Here is a 17,865-nt window from a genome sequence, read left to right on the forward strand (position 1 = left end):
GATAATAAGATCTGATATGAAAATATGTGCAGCACAATTTTATGGAATAATATAAATTTATATGAAAATATGTGTCGATACAATTTTTTTTATACTAACATAATCTTATAAGAAGATAATCACAATTACAAACTTATTTTATGGGTGATGTATTTTGACAAGGATATCCATATTAGACCATGATCGATGCCAGCCTAAAAAATGCAACTACGTATGCATAGAATATTGTCCAGGCGTCAGAATGGAAGAAGATACAATTACAATCGACGAAAAAACGAAAAAACCTATAATGTCCGAAGAACTGTGTTCCGGGTGCGGTATATGTACCAACCGCTGTCCATTCAATGCAGTTAGTATTATAAACTTACCTGAAGCTCTTGATGAACCTATCCACCGCTACGGTCAGAACATGTTCGAGTTATTCAGACTTCCCAACGTAAAGGAAGGCTCGGTAGTGGGTATACTCGGACCAAACGGTATAGGAAAATCCACAATAATAAGAATACTCTCTGGAGAACTTAAACCCAACCTTGGAAACTATGAGGAAGATGTTCCATGGGAAGATATCATAAATTTCTTCAAGGGTTCCCAGCTCCAGTCCTACTTCAAAAAACTTTCAAAAGGAGATATTAAAGTTGTTCATAAACCCCAGATGGTTGATTTACTACCCAAATTTGTTAAAGGAAATGTTAAAGACCTTCTTGAAGGTGTAAATGAACGGGGAGCTATGGATGAAGTCCTTGATTCTCTGGAGTTAAGACCCATCCTTGAGAGGAATATCTCCAATTTAAGCGGTGGTGAACTTCAAAGGGTTGCAATAGCTGCAGCTGTCCTGAGGGAAGCTGATTTTTATTACTTCGACGAACCAACAAGTTGGCTTGATGTAAAACAACGACTCAACGCAGTGAAGGTCGTTAGAAATCTTGCAGAGGAGAATAAATCTGTTATGGTTATAGAACACGACCTGGCAACTCTGGATGCAATATCTGACTACGTCCACGTATTATACGGCCAACCTGGAGGCTACGGTGTAGTTTCCAAGATGAGGGGCGTAAGAGTTGGTATTAACGCATACATTCATGGTTTCCTCCGTGAAGAAAATATACGCTTCCGTAAACAGCCCATAGTCTTTGATGTAAAACCTCCAGCCCAGGAAATAGAAGCAGAAGTCCTTGCAGATTATTCTACACTTAAAAAATCCTACGATGGATTTTCATTGGAAGCTGAGGAAGGTAAAGTGCAGCACGATGAGATAGTAACGGCCTTCGGACCAAATGGTATTGGTAAAACTACTTTTGCCAAAATGCTTGCCAACGCCACCAAACCTGACAGTGGAAAGATCAAAAAACAGGTTCAGATAGCTTACAAACCCCAATATTTAGCATCTAACTTCGATGGAACAGTACAGGAGCTTTTAATGACAACAGCCCCTAACTATGGTACTAACATATTCAAAACAGAGATTGTAAAACCTTTCTCTCTTGACGACCTCATGGACAAGGATGTTAACGATCTAAGTGGTGGGGAGCTTCAGAGGCTTTCTGTTGCAATAACACTTGCACGGGATGCTGAGATCTACCTTTTCGACGAACCTACAGCATTTCTGGATGTGGAACAAAGACTCATAACTGCAAGAGCCATAAGGAAGATTGTTGAAAGCCGAAACGCTGCCTCAATCATTATAGACCATGATATAGTCTTTATAGACTACATCTCAGACCGCGCTATGGTTTTCTATGGAGAACCCGGGGTTGAAGGGCATGCAACCAGTCCAATGGACCTCCGTTCCGCAATGAACAAGTTCCTCTCTGATGTTGGAGTAACTTTCCGTCGAGACAAAGAAACCAAACGTCCTCGTGTAAACAAGTTTGGAAGTTATCTGGACAGGGAACAGAAGGAAAAAGGAGAATATTATTATTTAGAAGATTGAATTATTTAAAGCTAAAGTCTTTAAAAGTTAAATCAAATTTGGAGAGCTAAATCTTTTAAATAAATTTCATTAAATTTTTTTTATTTTCTTTTTTTGTTTAGTACAGATTATTTTTTTTACAGTTTCAGTTACTTATTTTTTCTTAAATAAAATTAACTGAGCATTTACAGGCTTTAACTCATCTGAAAGGTAATTAACTATTAAATCATTATTTAAAGCTTTTTTTTCTTAAAATAATTTAAAATAGAAGATCAACAAAAAAAACAAACCAGTAAAACTATAAAGTATTTTTTCAAATCTTCCTCGAATAATTTCGTAAGACACTAACTTTTTAATCTAAAAATCGTAGCAATCCGAAAAATGAAAAGTAAAAATAAAAAGAACTTAAAAAAAAGCTGTTAAATTTAAAAAAGAATTATTAAAAAAATTCTTTATTAAGGTTTAAGAGCCTCAACAGCTTCAAGGAAACATTTTGCAAAGTATTCCACGTCTTTTGTGGGTACGGAATAACTCACTCTTAGGTAACGATGCCCAAAGAGTTTGCTTGTGTAAGATCCTTCCCTTGTGAAGATCTTCTTATCAAGGAGGTATTCTGCAACATCTAATGGTTTTATACCGGTATCATAGAGGTCTATTGCCATCATGTTTCCGTCTGATGGGTAAACTGGTATAAATGCACCCTCAACCTGGTCAACTGCTTGTTTGATGATCTTCTGATTTCCTCTTGTGGTGTTTCTGATCCTGTCTATCCACTGATTTTTGGTTTTGATGGCTGCTATTGCACCCCTTTGAGCCACAATGTTAGTTCCAAGGTCGTTTATCACTATACTTCTTAAGGAGTTTATTACATCTGGTACTCCAACAACACCACCGATCCTCATACCTGCCATTCCATAGATCTTTGAGAAACTGTAGATGGTCAAGGCATGTTCAGGTGCGTAGTCTGCAACGAGATGATGATCCCTTGCAAAATCACGATATGTGATATCATGTAACATGTAGATATCATTATCTTCGGCCAGATCTGCAAAGTCTTTTATCTCTTCCTTGGTGTAACATGATCCAAGTGGATTTAATGGGTCAATGAGGACTACCAGTTTGGTGTTCTTGTCCATGTTTTCCCTTACAAGGTCTGGTGTGAGTTTGTAACCGCACTTTTTATTGTAAATTGGCACGGATTTCACATGGTCACCGAACCTGCTTGCAAAGTTATCTATGATAAGATAACCAGGATCACTGGTTATTGTGTTATCTTCCGGTCCTAAAATATCATTGGTACAAAGGTAAAGTGATTCTGTACCTCCTGCCGTTATTAGGATTTCAAATCCATCTGTAAGTCCCAAGTCTTTAAGCACTAGCTCTTTAAGTTCTGGAAATCCTTCTGATGGAGGATATTTACAGTAGTCTCTTTTTTTAATGCTCTCAAGCATCGCTTCCATGATCCCATTTTCATCATGGAGATGGTTGGTATTCTGCCCCATCCAGATCATTTCATCGTCTGTGTAAACATAGTTAAAAAATTCGTTGGCCGTTTTAAAGCCTTTTGGTATCATCTTTGCAGCTTTTGCATATTTCTTCGGTGAAATCATACCTCTCACAACACGTTATTATGGAAATTATCTCAAAAATAGATAATTTTTAGAATTAGTAACTGGTATAAATTCTACAGCATTTATTTGCTATCATATACTATGTTAATAATTCTAGTTTAATCCATTAATTTTTTTATATTTAATTTTCATTCATTAATTCTACTTATTAATCTTTTTCTTCGTTTATAATCAATTTTCATATTTATTTTAACAGGACTTATAATTATCTATTTATCCTGATTTCATTCTAAAGTTATTATTTGTCCTTTTTTAGCAAATCTTATGAAATAAATTTTATGAGAACCATCATCAGTTCACTCCAAAAAATTTACATCAGGAGTTCACTCCAAAAAATGTACTTTCAAATTTTTCAGAAATTTTAAAACTATCAATAAGTTACACTTAAACTATCAATAGGTACACAACTTCTCAAAAGTTAATCTCCAACTTTTCAAAGCATAAACTACTCAACAAGACTATTCAAGGCCATTGTCAACTATTCGGAAACGCGCCCTAAGACCTTCAGGTCGGCTTCTGTGCCTTTTTAAAATTGCAAATCTTTCTCCACTACCATTGACCCTTGCAATTTCTACCATTATTTTGCTCCAATATTTTAGGATGGTACCACCTACAGGTTCAATCATACCATCTCCTTCGAAAACAGAGTAAATATGGTTTGTAACTACAACAGCAATATGATGTTTTCTCGCGATTCTGGAGAGACTTGCCATCTGTTTTCCAAGCTCACGGTTCATCTGGGTAGAATCACCATCTTTGAGCCTGTAAAGTGCAACAGCAGAATCGAGAACTATCAGTTCAACACGATCGGTTTTAGAATCTATGAATGTTTCTAATTTTCTTAAAACATCATCCTGTTCCTTGAATGTTGTGGGTTCAAATATCATTATTTTGGTTGCAAACTTATCAAAATCGTCACCAGATATCTGTTTTACCCGTTCTATTGATAATCCGCCTTCAGTATCTACAAAAATGGCTTTATCACCATTTCTTGCACATTGAACAAGTAGCTGGAGAACTATGTTGGTTTTACCAGAGCCTGGGGGGCCGTAAAACTGCGTAACACAACCTTTCTCAACACCTCCGCCTATTATACTGTCTATAGGTGAATTAGTAATTATTCTACCGTTCTCTTCCAAGTTACCTAAAAATTTCATGAACACGCCTCTTTTGTAGAATTAGAGTTAAACTTAGTTAATATTTTAGTTGATATATCTTTTAGTTTCTAAACTTTGTACTAAAAATAATTTTGTACCAATTTCATTATTCGTACTTACTAATTCATCATAAATAAATATTATTATTAAAAAATAAAATATTACTAAAATTCTTAAAGAGAAAAACTTTAGGTCTTGGCTAAATTTTGGACGAATCTATTATAAAACTACAAACTGATCAAATTTCATCCATATAAAAAAAAGCATTTATCAATTTATGTGAAATGTTTCTGAGAACACAAACTGCACCCATTTGACTGCCCTTAAAATATTGTTGTGGACCCCACATTAAATGAAAGATATATGGAAACTTACTAGGATCAGAAAGGAAAATTTCAATTATTTTTTGATGAACCTCAAATAGGTACAACTAATAGTATCTTAATTTTTTTAGTATATACTGAAAACCGAAAAATACAAGATCGAAAAACTTAAAGTAAGCAAGCACATACATACATACATTAAAAGAAATTGGAAATACGATAAAAAACAGAAATTAGTAATAAGGTAAGACCATGGAAGATGTCAACAACAGAATTTTAGATGCAGCAATGAGAGTCTTTTCAAAAGAAGGATATGAAGGGGCTACAACCAAAAAAATTGCTGAAACAGCAAATGTCAATGAAGTAACCCTTTTCCGGAAATTCCGTTCAAAAGAAAACATTTTAAAAACTGTGATAAGTAAAAATCAGCAAGAAGCTATCCAGACACTCGATTCAATTCTTTTAATGGAAAAAAGTATGGACATCCAAAAATGTCTTTTAGATCTCGGCAACAGTATTATGGAATTTATGAGCCAAAGAATGGATTTCATAATAATGTTAATTGCAGAAGGACGTAAAAGAGATGAAATTGGACTTACCCTCCATTCTTTTCTAAAAAAAATCCTTGAACACCTCAGCGAATATTTCACAGAACAGATCACAAAAGGAAAGATCAGAAACATTGATCCAAATGTGGCAGCTTTCAGCTACTCAAGTTATATATTTTATAGCAACTTATCAGCAAAGGTATGCGGCAAAGAGCGTTTAACTGACCCAGAACTTGAGTTTAAAAATTTCGTTGATATGTTCACAAATGGAATCCTTAGTTCAAGCGAGAAGGAAATTTAAAAACTTAAAAACAATAAATTCCTAAAAAAAACTCATGTAGGGGAATGATAATGGATTTTGAATCAAAAGTTAATGAAAACCACTCAAAAGGGGAATACTCAAATGATGAAAGCGATCCAGATCTTGGAAGTATGATCCAGACTTTTGAAAGCATAGTTGACAATCCTATATCAAAGTTTCTACTCCATAAAACCTTAACATACTGTGAAAATGATGAAGCAAATAGACTTGAATCAGCTCTTAAAATTTATTTGGATACAAAAGGGGATTTAAAAAAAAATTCATGCCACAAATGTCGTTTTTTATCCAAATTCGTGGGTTATGTGGTTAAAAAAGGAGCTGTGAGTTTTGGTGTCTCTGAAGAAGAACTTAAAACCCAGATGCAAGAGGAATATTGGGCCAAAGGCCTTACAAGCGTGCTTAAAGGGATAGCCCAGTTCGGTGTTAAAAAGCCATTTATTCCAGGTGCACCTTTCCAGATCGTGTGGAATATCACAAAGGCCTGCAACATGAAATGTATCCACTGTTACGAAAAAGCCGGTAAAAAAGATGAAGACGAACTAAATTCAAAGGAGATTAAAAAAGGTCTTGAAATCCTGGCACGTGCTGGTGTGACATCAGTGGCTTTTTCAGGAGGAGAACCAACTGTTCATCCTCATATCATGGAATTTATCCGCTATGTAAAAGAGTTGGGCATGTTCCCCTCCATTGCAACCAACGGATACATCCTTGCAAACCCTGAAATTTGCAAAAAGTTTGCAGAAGCAGGCTTAAAATTTGTTCAGATAAGTATAGATGGTCTCGATCCTACAACACACAACACATTCCGAGGGGTTAACGGTGCCTGGGAAAAGGCTGTTAAAGCCGTTAAAAATTGTGTAAATGAAGGTATGTTTGTAGAAGTTGCAACAACTGTTACAGAATATAATTTAAATGAAATACCCGATATGATAAATTTTGTAAGAAGTTTAGGAGCCAACTGGTTCATGTTGTACAACTTCATACCAACGGGCAATGGTAACGAAATCAAATGCATGGATATTTCCCCACAGGAGAGGTATAAACTCCTTGAAACAGCTTATAAAGAAAATAGTGGAGATATGCAGATTTTATCAACCGCACCCCAATATGCAATGGTTGCAGAAGCACTGGTTTCAAAAGACCACAACATGATTCCAACTCATTTTTACAATCCTGAATACAGCAATCCTACCGTTATGCAGCTTGCAGAGTTTATAGGCGGTTGTGGAGCAGGAAGGTTTTACATGAGCATCGAACCCAACGGGGACATGTATCCTTGCGTCTTCTTTCCCCATGAAAATGAAGTTAAAGTGGGTAAACTGCTTGAAGATGACTTTGAGGAGTTATGGCAAAATAGTGTTATTTTAAGTAAACTCAGGGATAAAAGTGTGATCAAGGGACACTGTGGAGAATGCAAGTCTAAAAATGTATGTGGAGGATGTAGAGCCAGGGCATATAACTATTTCCACGACGTTCTTGCTCCTGATCCCGGCTGCATAAACAATAAAAAAGAATGGCAAAAGATTCAAGCTGAAATGAGGGATGCTCAAAAACTTCCTCATGGAGAATTAATTTTAAATTTGAAACGTTCAAAACCAGAAAATTCAAAACAATTCAGGAGTGTGAAAAAGTATGGATGTGGTTTTAATAAATCCATGTGATGAAAATGCTGTTAAAAACTGTTTGGGCTTTAAAGTTCCTCCATTGAACCTTATGTACCTGGCCGCAGCCCTTGAAAAAGCCTCAATGTCAGTTAAAATATTGGACGATGATATCATGCAGATGGGCGTTGACAAGGTCACAAAACTGGTCTCAAAGCTCAACCCCCAAGTAGTAGGACTTACAGCAAGCACCTCAAACATAAAAAAAGCCCTGAAATATACAGAAACTGTTAAAAAAGTTCTTCCTGATTCATTAACCATGATAGGAGGACCTCATACAACTTTTAGACCCACTGAAACCCTAAAAGAAAATGAATCTGTTGATGTTGTTGTAATTGGGGAAGGAGAAGAAACAGTTGTGGATTTAGCAGATAAACACGACAGATTTGGGATGGAAAAACTCTTTGATGTTAAGGGTATAGCTTACAGGGATACTGAAAATAGAAATAATGGGGAGAACAGGATTAGATTAACAGAACCCAGACCATTAATACAAGATTTAGATTCATTACCATTTCCTGCAAGGCATCTGGTTCCATTTGACGCTTATGGAGTATCAAAAGACCAGGAAGGTGACATGATAACCAGCAGAGGATGTGTTTACAACTGTGGTTACTGTTCTTCTTCCCTGATCATGGGCAAAAAATTCAGGTCAAGAAGTCCGGAAAACGTTGTTGATGAGGTGGAAGAACTGGTCTCCAAATATAAAATCAATAACATAGCATTCCTTGATGACACTTTCATGATGAACAAAAGAAGGGCTGGTGCAATAGCTGATGAAATAAAATCAAGGGGGCTGGATGTCAGTTATGTGGCATCATCAAGGGTGGATATGGTAAACAAAGACCTCTTAACCAATTTAAAAAGCTCCGGCATGAGCACCCTCTATTATGGTGTTGAATCAGGTTCACAACGTGTTTTAGATCTTATGAAAAAAGGTATAACATTAAAACAAGCCGAAGATGCAGTTAAAGCCGCAAAAAGTGCGGGTTTAAAGGTTTTAACATCGTTCATTCTGGGATTTCCTGGAGAAACAGCTGAGGAAATAGATCAGACCATAAACTTCTCGATGAAACTGGATGCAGATTACAGCCAGTACTCCATATTGACTCCATTTCCAGGTACGGCCATATATCACCAGTTAAAAGAAAAAGATCTGATAGATACTGAGAACTGGGATAAATACACAGTTCTTAAATCTGTTATAAAATATGAGGATATTGGGTTGAGCAAAAAATTTGTTGAAAACAAGTTAGCAAAAGCTTACTTCAAATTCTATTCCCGACCTAAATATCTCCTAAAACATAAGTACATGTTCAAGGTAATGGCTGAAACAATCCTGAGAAGCTTTGTTATACCTAAATTTAAAGGCGGAACGGGTAAGGGGTGGTATCAAACCCTTGAAAGTCAGATCCCTTAAAAGGTTTAAAAATGTTAAAAGGTTTAAAAATTAAAAAGTTAAAGGGTTTAAAAACTTTAATTAAGAGATAAGTAAACCTAAAAAGATTAATTAAACCTGATTAAACTTTGGAAAATTCTTTTTCATTTCCTTTACTTTACTTTCTTTAATTTTTCCAATTTCTCAAGAATTAATAAAAATTATTTAAATATTTCATTAAGAACTGTTTTAGAACCTTTTCTAAGAATTTTAAGTGGAAATACAGTCATATCAATCACTGTGGATGGAACTGCATGTTCAAAAACTCCTGCATCCAGGATCAAATCTACAGAATCTCCAAGCTGTTTTACAACACCATCTGCAGATTCTGGGACTTTCATACCTGATATATTTGCACTTGTGGTTGTTATGGGAAAATCTTCTGAAAGCTCTTTACATATTCTGCTGTCAGGAATTCTAACACCAATTTTATCTTCTCCTGCAGTTAATAATGGTGATACACCCTCTTTTTTCTTTAAAATCAGTGTAAATGGGCCGGGAAGTATTTTACGTGCAATTCTCTCGGTATCTCTATCAATACAAGCCACTTCTTTTATATCCTCAATTCTAGAGAGACATATTGATATTGGTTTGCTTCTAGACCTTTTTTTTGCGAAATAAACCTTTTGAACAGCTTTTTCGTCAAATATGTTGGCCCCAATACCGTACACAGTATCTGTTGGGTAAACAACAATACCCCCATTTCTTAGAATTTTCTTTGCAAGTGCTATTTTTTCATTTTCAGGTTTTTTTGAATTTATTTTAACGATCTTCATTTAATCATCCTTTTGATATTCAAACTATATATGAGTGGAAAAACTAAATTAGGGTTATGCTTAACAGACTGCGACCGCAAGTTAAAATATTCTTAGACCCCATTGCAGAAAAAATCCATATAAATCCCAATATTTTGACCATAATAGGCCTTTTTGTAAGTTTACTGGCTGCTTACATGTTTGCAAGAGGAGATGTGCTCTTAGGAGGAGCATTTATAGCCCTTGGGGGTTTTGTGGATATGATAGACGGTGCTGTTGCAAGAAACCATAATTCAACCACAAAATTCGGTGGTATCCTGGATTCAACTTCTGACAGGTTTGCAGACGCATTTATTATTATTGGTATAGTATACGGCGGTTTTGTGAACTGGATCTATGGTATTCTGGCCCTGCATGCTTCACTGACCGTGAGTTACGTGAGGGCGCGGGCTGAATCAGAGGGCATAAAATGCAACGTTGGAATTGCAGAACGTGCTGAGCGTCTGGTTATCCTTATGGCAGGGGCATTTTTAAGCTACTTCTTCAGTTTTAAAATATTTGATTTAAACTTCCTTGGAATAGCGGTGGCCATAGTGATGGTTCTGGGTTATATAACTGTGTTCCAGAGGGTTTACCACTCCTGGAAAGAGTTAAAAGATATTTAATTCTTATTTTATTTAGTTATATTCCTTTATAATTTCTTTATATTCCCTCTCTTTTACATTAATAAACCTTTTTGATATTAAAAGAAAAGTTTATGAAGGTCCAAGCAATAAAAAAAAGAGTACAAGACCTAATTAAGGCCCGAACTCATATTTAAATCATTAAAAGAAAATAAAGTGATAAAATGAACGATGACGAAAGGATTATAAAAGACATTGGACTTTTTGCAAAAAATATAAAAGAAATAGAATCAATAAAACTTCTTGGCAAAGAGGAAAATGTAGTGGAAATGGCCAAAAACTACGCCGAAGACACGAATTATTACCTGGAAAAAGAGGACAAAATGACTGCATTTGGGTGCATAACATATGCTCACGGACTTCTGGATGCAGTACGCTTAATTCATGGATTAATATAACAAAACAAACATGCAAGCCAAGCCATGGTTTAATTTATCCTAATTCTACCAAAATTCCCTAATTCTTTATCAATTGGAGTAAATAGTTTTAAAGGGATAAAAATGAAAAAATTGTTTAAAAAAGAGTCCAAAGTTGAAAAACATTCAAAAGAACATGTTGAATTGGTTTATGAATGTGTTCATAAACTTAATGGTCTAATGGAATCTTTTTACAGGAACGATTATGAAACCCTAGACAAACAGGTGGAAGAAATATCTCGGCTCGAACATTCTGCCGACGATGTCCGACGACAGATGGAACTAGAATTTTACAACGGAGCTTTTTTACCATTTGACCGTGAAGACAGGATACTCCTGGCTGAACAGGTTGATAACGTTGCAGATATGACAGAAGAGACTGCATACGGCATATCTTTAAGCAGGATAAAGTTTCCTGAAAAATTCGAGGAAGATTTTTCAGAATTTACAGAGTCTATTTGTAATGCAGCATGGGCATTAAAAGATTGTATCGAAGCTTTAGATGTTGATCTCAGGGATGCAATAAGAAAAGCACATGCAATAGAAAGGATGGAAGATGTTTCTGATAAAATAGAGAGAAGAATAATAAGAGAATTATATGAATCTTACAGGAATAAAGAATTCGGTATTTTAAGATTAATAGAACTTAAAGAGACAACATTAAGACTTGGAAACATTGTTGATAGAGCAGAAGACGCTTCCGATAGGGTTTTAATACTGGTGGCCAAACGAAGAGGTTAATCTAAATTAAAAGATTATAGGGTTGATCAAGAATTAAAGAGTTTTAATGGTTCATCAAGAATTAAAGATGTTATATTAAGATGATTAAATTTTATTTGAACACGTTATTTTTACATTTACTCTAAAATCTATTCTAAAAAGTTATGTTAAACAAATGAAGCCCAAAAATTTCGACAAGGACCTCGAAAAAGACCAGATCAAAAGTGCAGCCTTCGACCTCAGGTTTCTTCTTGACCGTGGCTACAGAAAAAAAGGTGCCCTGAAATTTGTTGCAGATAGATACCTCCTTAATAAAAAACAGAAAAATTATATGGTAAGAACTGTTTTTTCCAGGGAAAAATCCATGGCAAGAAAGGGCAAAATTGTTGATATTACATTTATAAATGGTAAAACTCTTTTTGTGGATGGTTACAACGTCATTATAACTGCTGAGAGCATATGCTCAGATGATGAAAGATCCGTTGTTGTGTGTGATGATGGTGTTTTAAGAGATGTTAATGCTGTTTTTGGGAAATACAAATATAATGAATGGACAGAAACTACCTTAAATCAAATAATTTCCCTTTTAAAATATTACAACCCGTTATCTGTGAAATTTTTTTATGACAGCCCTGTAAGTCGGAGCGGAGAGCTTGCAAAGCTCACAAATAGGATTATAAATTCCCATGGAGTTAATGGATGTGCAGTTACATCAAAAAATGTGGATTTTGAACTTAAAAAATTATCAAATGATAAAGATAAGATCGTTGCAACAAGTGACGGCGCTATAATTGATAAAGTGAAAAATGTCCTTGACATACCACGTGAGCTGTGCAAACTGAAGAAAATAAAACGGTACGAAAAGTCCAAAGTAAATAAAAATAGATAAAAATAAAATATAAAGATAAAAATTAAGGTTTAAAACTTAATCCATATCTTCAAATCTGTCTTCGAGTTTTTCAAGTACCCCTGGGAGACTGGTGTATTCCATCTCGTCAGCTGGTAACCGGTGTGGCTCGAATGGGCCGTGTCTTCTCATGTAATCAGCTACATCCGATGCAGTTTTCCTTGAATTGTCGAATGCAGGGTCATCAAACATGTCAAGAGGTCCGATGAGTCTTGCATCTGAAACCTGGAAACCTAAAGATATTATCCGTGGTGGGCCGTCAAACCTTACAGGGTGAGCCTGTGCTTGGGAAACTGGCATTAATGGACCGTTGTGTGAACCCCTCATCCATCCACCTACAAGGTGTGGGAATGCGAATGGCTCAACAACTTCTCCAGCTGCAGGGAAACCTGATTGTGACCTTACAATTGCAACAGGGTCGTCTTTTCCTATGTATTTTCCTGCCATGAGGTTGAGTCTTTCTGTGCTTATTGAAGCTGCTATTTCGCCGTCGCTTCTTCTTGTAACGTGTTTTATAATATACCTTCCTATTGAACCTAAAAGTGCCAGAGCATCGTACATCTCATCTGGACATGACATTGTGACCTTTCTGTGTTCAATGACGTCGAATATTTCGAAATCATATCCACCATGGAGTGATGGGTCAATTACAAGTCCTGCTGTGTTGAATGGGTCTGCAAACATCCTGAAAACCGGAAGGTTGAATGCACCGGGTTCTGTTTTGTCGCAGCAAAAAACAAATACTGGGTCGGATGGCCTTTCTTTGAATTCCATCTCTGCACATCCTGGTCCCATTCCTTTGATGTTACCTGAGAATGTGTCGGACAATATATCCTGACCTGCACCATAGAGTTTGAGGCTTTTTGCAACTTTTGTGGCTTCCATAAATGCATTAAATGCAAGTTCATGGACTTCCTCGTTTTCCTCACCATTTTTGTGAGTCATTATAAGATCTATGTCATCTCCGCAGTTTGTAATATAATAGTCTGTTAGAAGTTCTTCTTCCTTTGCTTTTGCAAGTATTTCATCACATTTTTTAAGCAGGGCTCCGTGAGTCACTGCGTGTCCTGCAACACTACCAACATCTGCTTTTATTACGCTAACCGTAGTTTTCATACATATGCACCTCCAAAAAGTATCAAAAAATTTAAAGTAGCATTAAACCACTCATTAAAAGTTTATTCAAGTTTAATATCATGAACAAGTTTAAGTTCAGAAACTGACTTAACAGGTTTTAAACTGTCTTATATCAGTCTTAACTTATGGAATAACTTATGACTGGCTATTGCATATAAAACTTTTGTCATTATATAATATATAGAGGACATTGATTGATTCTTTCTATATTTATTTTATATTTTCTTAAATAAAAAGTAAAAGGTTTAGGCTCATTTAAGTTTAAGATTCTTTTAACTTCTTTTTGACTTCACGAGCCATTTCCATCGTGGATGCACTGCCACCTAGGTCAGGGGTCACAACCATGCCTTCTCTTAAAACCGTTACCATTGCATTTTCAAGCTTCTGAGCTTCTTCATACTCTTCAAGGTAGTTTAACATCATACAAGTTGAAAGTATCATTGCAGATGGATTTGCGATTCCTTTACCTGCTATATCTGGTGCTGAACCGTGTACTGGTTCAAAAAGTCCATTTTTTTCGCCTATGTTTGCTGAGGGTATTAAACCCAATCCACCTACAAGTCCTGCTCCTTCATCAGAAAGTATGTCACCAAACAAATTGGTTGTAACGACCACATCAAAGTCTTGAGGCCTTGTAATGAGGTACATTGCAGTTGCATCAACGTAAAAGTCCTCCAGTTTGATATTGGGGTAGTTCTCTGCAACCTTATAAAAAGTTTCCTTGAATATTCCATCTGTCTTTTTAAGGACGTTTGCCTTGTGAACTGCAGTAACTTTACGTCTTTGAGTTTTAGTGGCATATTCAAAGGCAAATCTACATATGCGTTCGGAAGCTTTCCGAGTTATGACCCTTAAAGCTGTTGCACCATCTTCTGTGTATTCCTCCACTCCAGAGTAAAGTCCTTCGGTATTTTCTCGCACGATAACAAAATCAACATCATCAAAAAGACATTGGGTTCCTTCATAGGATTTCACAGGGCGAAGATTAACATAGAGGTCCAGGGCTCTTCTGAGAGTTATTATTCCACTTTTTTGCCCGGGAACTGTTGTAACTGCTCCAAAAAGTGTTGCATCTGTGTTTTTTGCAGTTGAGATTGTTCCATCAGGAATTGTTGTTCCAGTCCTTTTAAAACATTCGTTACCTGCCTTTGCATTTATATAATCAAATTCAAGATTTGAAGCCTCCAGAACGTATAATGCGGCTTCCATCACTTCGGGCCCTATGCCATCACCGGGTATAACAGTTATTTTGTACATAAAATCACTTTAACTTAATCTATGTTTTTAAATAGGTTTTTAGATTAATCTACATTTAGTTTTAATTTAATCTGCATCAAAGTACATCGAAATATAAAAATTCAATATTTTGGTCTTTAGATAATGTTCGTTATATTCACTTTTTATTGTATTCCATATTATATTCTTGATTTAATTTGTTTTAAATTATTTGTTTTTAAATATGAAAACACGTAATTTTCCAGTCCAATTATTTGATTTAAACTTAAAAGAGAGAATATTAAATCCCAATCATTCCCAAGTAGATTTTCAAGTATAACAAACTATATCTGAAATGAGAAATAAAAGATAACAAAATGTTACTAAATGTATTTTTTAGATAACAAAAAAATTTGTTTAACTCAAATACGATTCAAAGTACAATTTTGAGTGATTATAAAAATAATATGTTGTGGTGGTAGGAATGGAAAGGGAAAACAACATTGAAAGACTTATTCAAACCTTAAAAGACGATGATGAACTTGTTAAAATGCAAGCTTCAGAACTCCTTGAAGAAATAGGAGAACCAGCAGTAGAACCACTTATAAATGCCTTAAATGATGATGATAGAAATGTCAGAAAGGGTGCAGCTCGCGTTCTTGGGATTATTGGTGATGAACGAGCCGTTAATGTTCTTATTGCTAGTTTAAAGGATCCTAGTAAATGGGTTAGAAGGGAAACTTCAGGAGCCCTTGGTAACATGGGAGACCCTGCCGTAGAACCTCTTATTGAAACATTGAATGATGATGATTGGCGTGTTAGAGGAGGAGCAGCATGGGCTCTGGGCAAAATAGGAAATAAAAAAGCTGTTGAACCTCTCATAAAAGCCATGGATGATGAAAGCGGTTTTGTTAGAGGCGGGGCAGCATGGGGCCTTGGAAACATTAGGGATGAACGAGCCATAGAACCCCTAAAAAAAGCTTTAAATGATAAAAGTAGCTTCGTTAGGAGAGTAGCTGAGGATTTCCTCAGTAAATTTTAGTTCAAAGCAAATTTTAGTTCAATTTTTACACGTTAAATTACACAATGTGTAGATTAATTAACTAGTTTTATTTAATTTTTTTTATAAGTGTGATCTATGCTCTAAATAAAAAAATAAACAGTTAGAGACCATGAATTAAAAAAAAAGATGATTTTTATAAAATTCAAACAAAAATTAGTTCTCAACACAAAGCCAAATTGGAGGTGTTAAATTGAAAGTTAGCGTTATTGGAGCATCAGGAAGAGTAGGTAAAGCAACTGCATTTTGCCTGGCTGAAGAAGATGTTGTAGATGAGTTAGTACTCCTAGGAAGGGAAAAAAGTCTTGATAGGTTAGAAGGTGAGGCACTGGATATGTACGATGCACTTGCAGCCAAAGACATAGGCGTCATAATAACAGCATCAGCAGATATGGAAGACGTCAAAGATTCTGACATTGTTGTTATAACCTCAGGGATACCAAGAAGTGCGGATATGTCAAGGATAGATGTGGCTGTGCCTAATGCGAAGATCGTTGCAGAGTATTCAAGGGAAATTGCAAAGTACGCACCAAATTCAATAATTCTTGTTATAACAAACCCCGTTGATGTTATGACATATGTAGCTTTAAAAGCATCTGGATTTGACAAAAACAAGGTATTCGGTCTTGGAAACCACCTTGATTCCCTCAGACTCAAAAATCTGGTGGCAAAACACTTCAACATCCATGTGAGCGAGATCCACACCAGAGTTATAGGAGAACATGGAGACCATATGGTTCCACTTGTAAGTTCAACCTCAATAGGAGGTATTCTGGTTAAATATTTCTCAAATTACGATTCTTTCGACATTGACAAAATAATTCAAAATGTCAAAAATGCAGGAAATTATGTGATAAGTAAGAAAGGTTCTACAGAGTACGGACCTGCCTTTGCAATCTCAAACATCATTAGTATAATTCTAAACGATCAAAAAAAGATATTGACAGTCAGCACTTATCTTGAAAGTGAAATAGAAGCTGTTAACGATGTTTGTTTAGGTGTTCCTGTTAAACTGGGAATTAATGGAATAGAACGAGTAATTCGTATAAAAATGACAGAAAAGGAAAAAAAAGCATTCTTAAAAGCAGCTGAAGCTGTAAAAGATACTACAAAGGAAGTTATGAAATCTTTAGATGAAACAGATTTAGGTGAAATAAAATTAAATGAACAGATGAATAATTGAACTTAAAATCAGTTAATCAAAGAAAATCAGAAGTTAATCAAATAATAAAATAGGAATAGTGGGTAACCCCATTTCGTTCCCTTTTTGATTTTTTACTTAATTATTCCATTGGATTGCTTTCATTTTTTGTTGTATTAGTTTTAGACGAAGTTGAGTTCTTTTTAGTTGAAGTTCCTGAAGAGCTCGTAGATGTGCTTGCTGTTGTGTGATCCGTGTTACTGCTAACAGAACCCGAACCATTTGTTGTTGTATTATTCGTTGTGTTAAGCGTTAAATTTCCAGTATTCTGACCTGCTCCTAACACGTAACCTATAACACCAACTAACAGTACTACTATTACCAATAAGACAATTGTTATTTTTTCCATGGTTGTTCAAACCTCCTTTATCGGGAAAATCCTGAAAAATACCGAAATTGAGATATTTCTAAATTATGGTTGTTATTTCAGATATAGTTGTATTTTTGTAATGTTTTTCTAATGTTTAAAACATTAACATTTAAACATTAATACTATATTCGCACTTCTAACTATCCTGTTTTATATATTTTTTTGTTTATGGTTTTCCTTGTAATTTTTGAGTTTGTATTTCCTGTATTTTTTTTTGTTTGAATCTGTATTTTTTTATGTTCTTTGAATAATTTTTTGATATTATGTATATCAACTATATTAAATTATCGCGAAAAATGGAGTAACCTCATTAAAGAACCGTCAAGGGCCATTAAAACCATATAATTACACCAAACCTCCCATAGTGAAAAGTTTATATAAATGTTCAGTTACACTATATTCAACAGACTAA

The 17,865-nt window shown here is 35.3% G+C and carries 16 protein-coding genes; 10 read left to right on the forward strand and 6 right to left on the reverse strand.

Features of this window, described 5'->3' with window-relative positions; genetic code table 11:
- The first annotated feature begins 154 nt into the window (after positions 1-154).
- Complete coding sequence (locus MSWAN_RS08745) at positions 155-1,930, forward strand: ribosome biogenesis/translation initiation ATPase RLI (protein ID WP_013826282.1); 1,776 nt, start codon at positions 155-157, stop codon at positions 1,928-1,930.
- Positions 1,931-2,364: 434 nt separating this feature from the next.
- On the opposite strand, the gene MSWAN_RS08750 is transcribed toward MSWAN_RS08745, so the two are convergent.
- Positions 2,365-3,519 carry a pyridoxal phosphate-dependent aminotransferase gene (locus tag MSWAN_RS08750; protein ID WP_013826283.1) on the reverse strand — a complete coding sequence of 385 codons (1,155 nt, stop codon included), beginning with the start codon at positions 3,517-3,519 and terminating at the stop codon, positions 2,365-2,367.
- Between the two features lie 479 nt (positions 3,520-3,998).
- Entirely contained in the window at positions 3,999-4,697 is a 699-nt protein-coding gene (gene radB / locus MSWAN_RS08755; RefSeq protein ID WP_013826284.1) for a DNA repair and recombination protein RadB, read from the reverse strand.
- Between the two features lie 575 nt (positions 4,698-5,272).
- Between radB and MSWAN_RS08760 the strand changes: the two genes are divergently transcribed.
- The 3 genes from MSWAN_RS08760 to MSWAN_RS08770 are packed head-to-tail and all read left to right on the forward strand — an operon-like array spanning position 5,273 to position 8,971.
- Entirely contained in the window at positions 5,273-5,869 is a 597-nt protein-coding gene (locus MSWAN_RS08760) for a TetR/AcrR family transcriptional regulator (protein ID WP_013826285.1), read from the forward strand.
- A 50-nt stretch (positions 5,870-5,919) separates the two neighbouring features.
- On the forward strand, positions 5,920-7,551 hold the full coding sequence (locus tag MSWAN_RS08765; protein ID WP_013826286.1) for a radical SAM/SPASM domain-containing protein: 1,632 nt from the start codon (positions 5,920-5,922) through the stop codon (positions 7,549-7,551).
- A complete protein-coding gene (locus MSWAN_RS08770) occupies positions 7,523-8,971 on the forward strand; it encodes a B12-binding domain-containing radical SAM protein (protein WP_013826287.1) in 1,449 nt (482 codons plus the stop codon). Before MSWAN_RS08765 ends, MSWAN_RS08770 begins: the two co-directional genes overlap by 29 nt.
- A gap of 179 nt (positions 8,972-9,150) precedes the next feature.
- Here MSWAN_RS08770 and MSWAN_RS08775 read toward each other — a convergent pair whose 3' ends face one another.
- On the reverse strand, positions 9,151-9,765 hold the full coding sequence (locus MSWAN_RS08775; protein WP_013826288.1) for an L-threonylcarbamoyladenylate synthase: 615 nt from the start codon (positions 9,763-9,765) through the stop codon (positions 9,151-9,153).
- Between the two features lie 56 nt (positions 9,766-9,821).
- On the opposite strand from MSWAN_RS08775, the gene pgsA reads away from it, so the two are divergent.
- The 4 genes from pgsA (at position 9,822) to MSWAN_RS08795 (ending at position 12,452) form a co-directional block, all read left to right on the forward strand.
- Positions 9,822-10,409, forward strand: a complete 588-nt coding sequence (pgsA, locus tag MSWAN_RS08780; RefSeq protein ID WP_013826289.1) for an archaetidylinositol phosphate synthase — start codon at positions 9,822-9,824, stop codon at positions 10,407-10,409.
- A 182-nt stretch (positions 10,410-10,591) separates the two neighbouring features.
- Positions 10,592-10,825: a DUF357 domain-containing protein gene (locus tag MSWAN_RS08785; protein ID WP_013826290.1), complete on the forward strand. Its 234-nt coding sequence runs from the start codon at positions 10,592-10,594 to the stop codon at positions 10,823-10,825.
- 102 nt (positions 10,826-10,927) lie between these two features.
- Positions 10,928-11,584, forward strand: a complete 657-nt coding sequence (locus tag MSWAN_RS08790) for a TIGR00153 family protein (RefSeq protein WP_013826291.1) — start codon at positions 10,928-10,930, stop codon at positions 11,582-11,584.
- A 154-nt stretch (positions 11,585-11,738) separates the two neighbouring features.
- Positions 11,739-12,452, forward strand: coding sequence for a DUF434 domain-containing protein (locus MSWAN_RS08795; protein ID WP_013826292.1), 714 nt, complete (start codon positions 11,739-11,741; stop codon positions 12,450-12,452).
- 36 nt (positions 12,453-12,488) lie between these two features.
- Here MSWAN_RS08795 and fbp read toward each other — a convergent pair whose 3' ends face one another.
- Both fbp and aksF read right to left on the reverse strand, forming a co-directional pair.
- Positions 12,489-13,586 (reverse strand): fructose-1,6-bisphosphate aldolase/phosphatase, encoded by a 1,098-nt coding sequence (fbp, locus tag MSWAN_RS08800; RefSeq protein ID WP_013826293.1) that lies wholly within the window; start codon positions 13,584-13,586, stop codon positions 12,489-12,491.
- Positions 13,587-13,868: 282 nt separating this feature from the next.
- A complete protein-coding gene (gene aksF / locus MSWAN_RS08805; protein ID WP_013826294.1) occupies positions 13,869-14,864 on the reverse strand; it encodes a homoisocitrate dehydrogenase in 996 nt (331 codons plus the stop codon).
- Positions 14,865-15,306: 442 nt separating this feature from the next.
- On the opposite strand from aksF, the gene MSWAN_RS08810 reads away from it, so the two are divergent.
- A complete protein-coding gene (locus MSWAN_RS08810) occupies positions 15,307-15,864 on the forward strand; it encodes a HEAT repeat domain-containing protein (protein ID WP_013826295.1) in 558 nt (185 codons plus the stop codon).
- Between the two features lie 211 nt (positions 15,865-16,075).
- Positions 16,076-17,065, forward strand: a complete 990-nt coding sequence (locus tag MSWAN_RS08815) for a malate dehydrogenase (protein ID WP_013826296.1) — start codon at positions 16,076-16,078, stop codon at positions 17,063-17,065.
- A 100-nt stretch (positions 17,066-17,165) separates the two neighbouring features.
- On the opposite strand, the gene MSWAN_RS08820 is transcribed toward MSWAN_RS08815, so the two are convergent.
- Positions 17,166-17,432, reverse strand: coding sequence for a hypothetical protein (locus MSWAN_RS08820; protein WP_013826297.1), 267 nt, complete (start codon positions 17,430-17,432; stop codon positions 17,166-17,168).
- Positions 17,433-17,865 lie beyond the last annotated feature (433 nt).

Source organism: Methanobacterium paludis, from assembly GCF_000214725.1.
Taxonomy (GTDB): Archaea; Methanobacteriota; Methanobacteria; order Methanobacteriales; family Methanobacteriaceae; genus Methanobacterium_C; species Methanobacterium_C paludis.

Excerpts from the sequence above, each read along its gene's own strand:
- MSWAN_RS08750 (WP_013826283.1), bottom strand. The coding sequence starts at position 3,519 with ATGATTTCACCGAAGAAATATGCAAAAGCTGCAAAGATGATACCAAAA.
- radB (WP_013826284.1), bottom strand. The coding sequence starts at position 4,697 with ATGAAATTTTTAGGTAACTTGGAAGAGAACGGTAGAATAATTACTAAT.
- MSWAN_RS08760 (WP_013826285.1), top strand. The coding sequence starts at position 5,273 with ATGGAAGATGTCAACAACAGAATTTTAGATGCAGCAATGAGAGTCTTT.
- MSWAN_RS08765 (WP_013826286.1), top strand. The coding sequence starts at position 5,920 with ATGGATTTTGAATCAAAAGTTAATGAAAACCACTCAAAAGGGGAATAC.
- MSWAN_RS08770 (WP_013826287.1), top strand. The coding sequence starts at position 7,523 with ATGGATGTGGTTTTAATAAATCCATGTGATGAAAATGCTGTTAAAAAC.
- MSWAN_RS08775 (WP_013826288.1), bottom strand. The coding sequence starts at position 9,765 with ATGAAGATCGTTAAAATAAATTCAAAAAAACCTGAAAATGAAAAAATA.
- pgsA (WP_013826289.1), top strand. The coding sequence starts at position 9,822 with ATGCTTAACAGACTGCGACCGCAAGTTAAAATATTCTTAGACCCCATT.
- MSWAN_RS08785 (WP_013826290.1), top strand. The coding sequence starts at position 10,592 with ATGAACGATGACGAAAGGATTATAAAAGACATTGGACTTTTTGCAAAA.
- MSWAN_RS08790 (WP_013826291.1), top strand. The coding sequence starts at position 10,928 with ATGAAAAAATTGTTTAAAAAAGAGTCCAAAGTTGAAAAACATTCAAAA.
- MSWAN_RS08795 (WP_013826292.1), top strand. The coding sequence starts at position 11,739 with ATGAAGCCCAAAAATTTCGACAAGGACCTCGAAAAAGACCAGATCAAA.
- fbp (WP_013826293.1), bottom strand. The coding sequence starts at position 13,586 with ATGAAAACTACGGTTAGCGTAATAAAAGCAGATGTTGGTAGTGTTGCA.
- aksF (WP_013826294.1), bottom strand. The coding sequence starts at position 14,864 with ATGTACAAAATAACTGTTATACCCGGTGATGGCATAGGGCCCGAAGTG.
- MSWAN_RS08810 (WP_013826295.1), top strand. The coding sequence starts at position 15,307 with ATGGAAAGGGAAAACAACATTGAAAGACTTATTCAAACCTTAAAAGAC.
- MSWAN_RS08820 (WP_013826297.1), bottom strand. The coding sequence starts at position 17,432 with ATGGAAAAAATAACAATTGTCTTATTGGTAATAGTAGTACTGTTAGTT.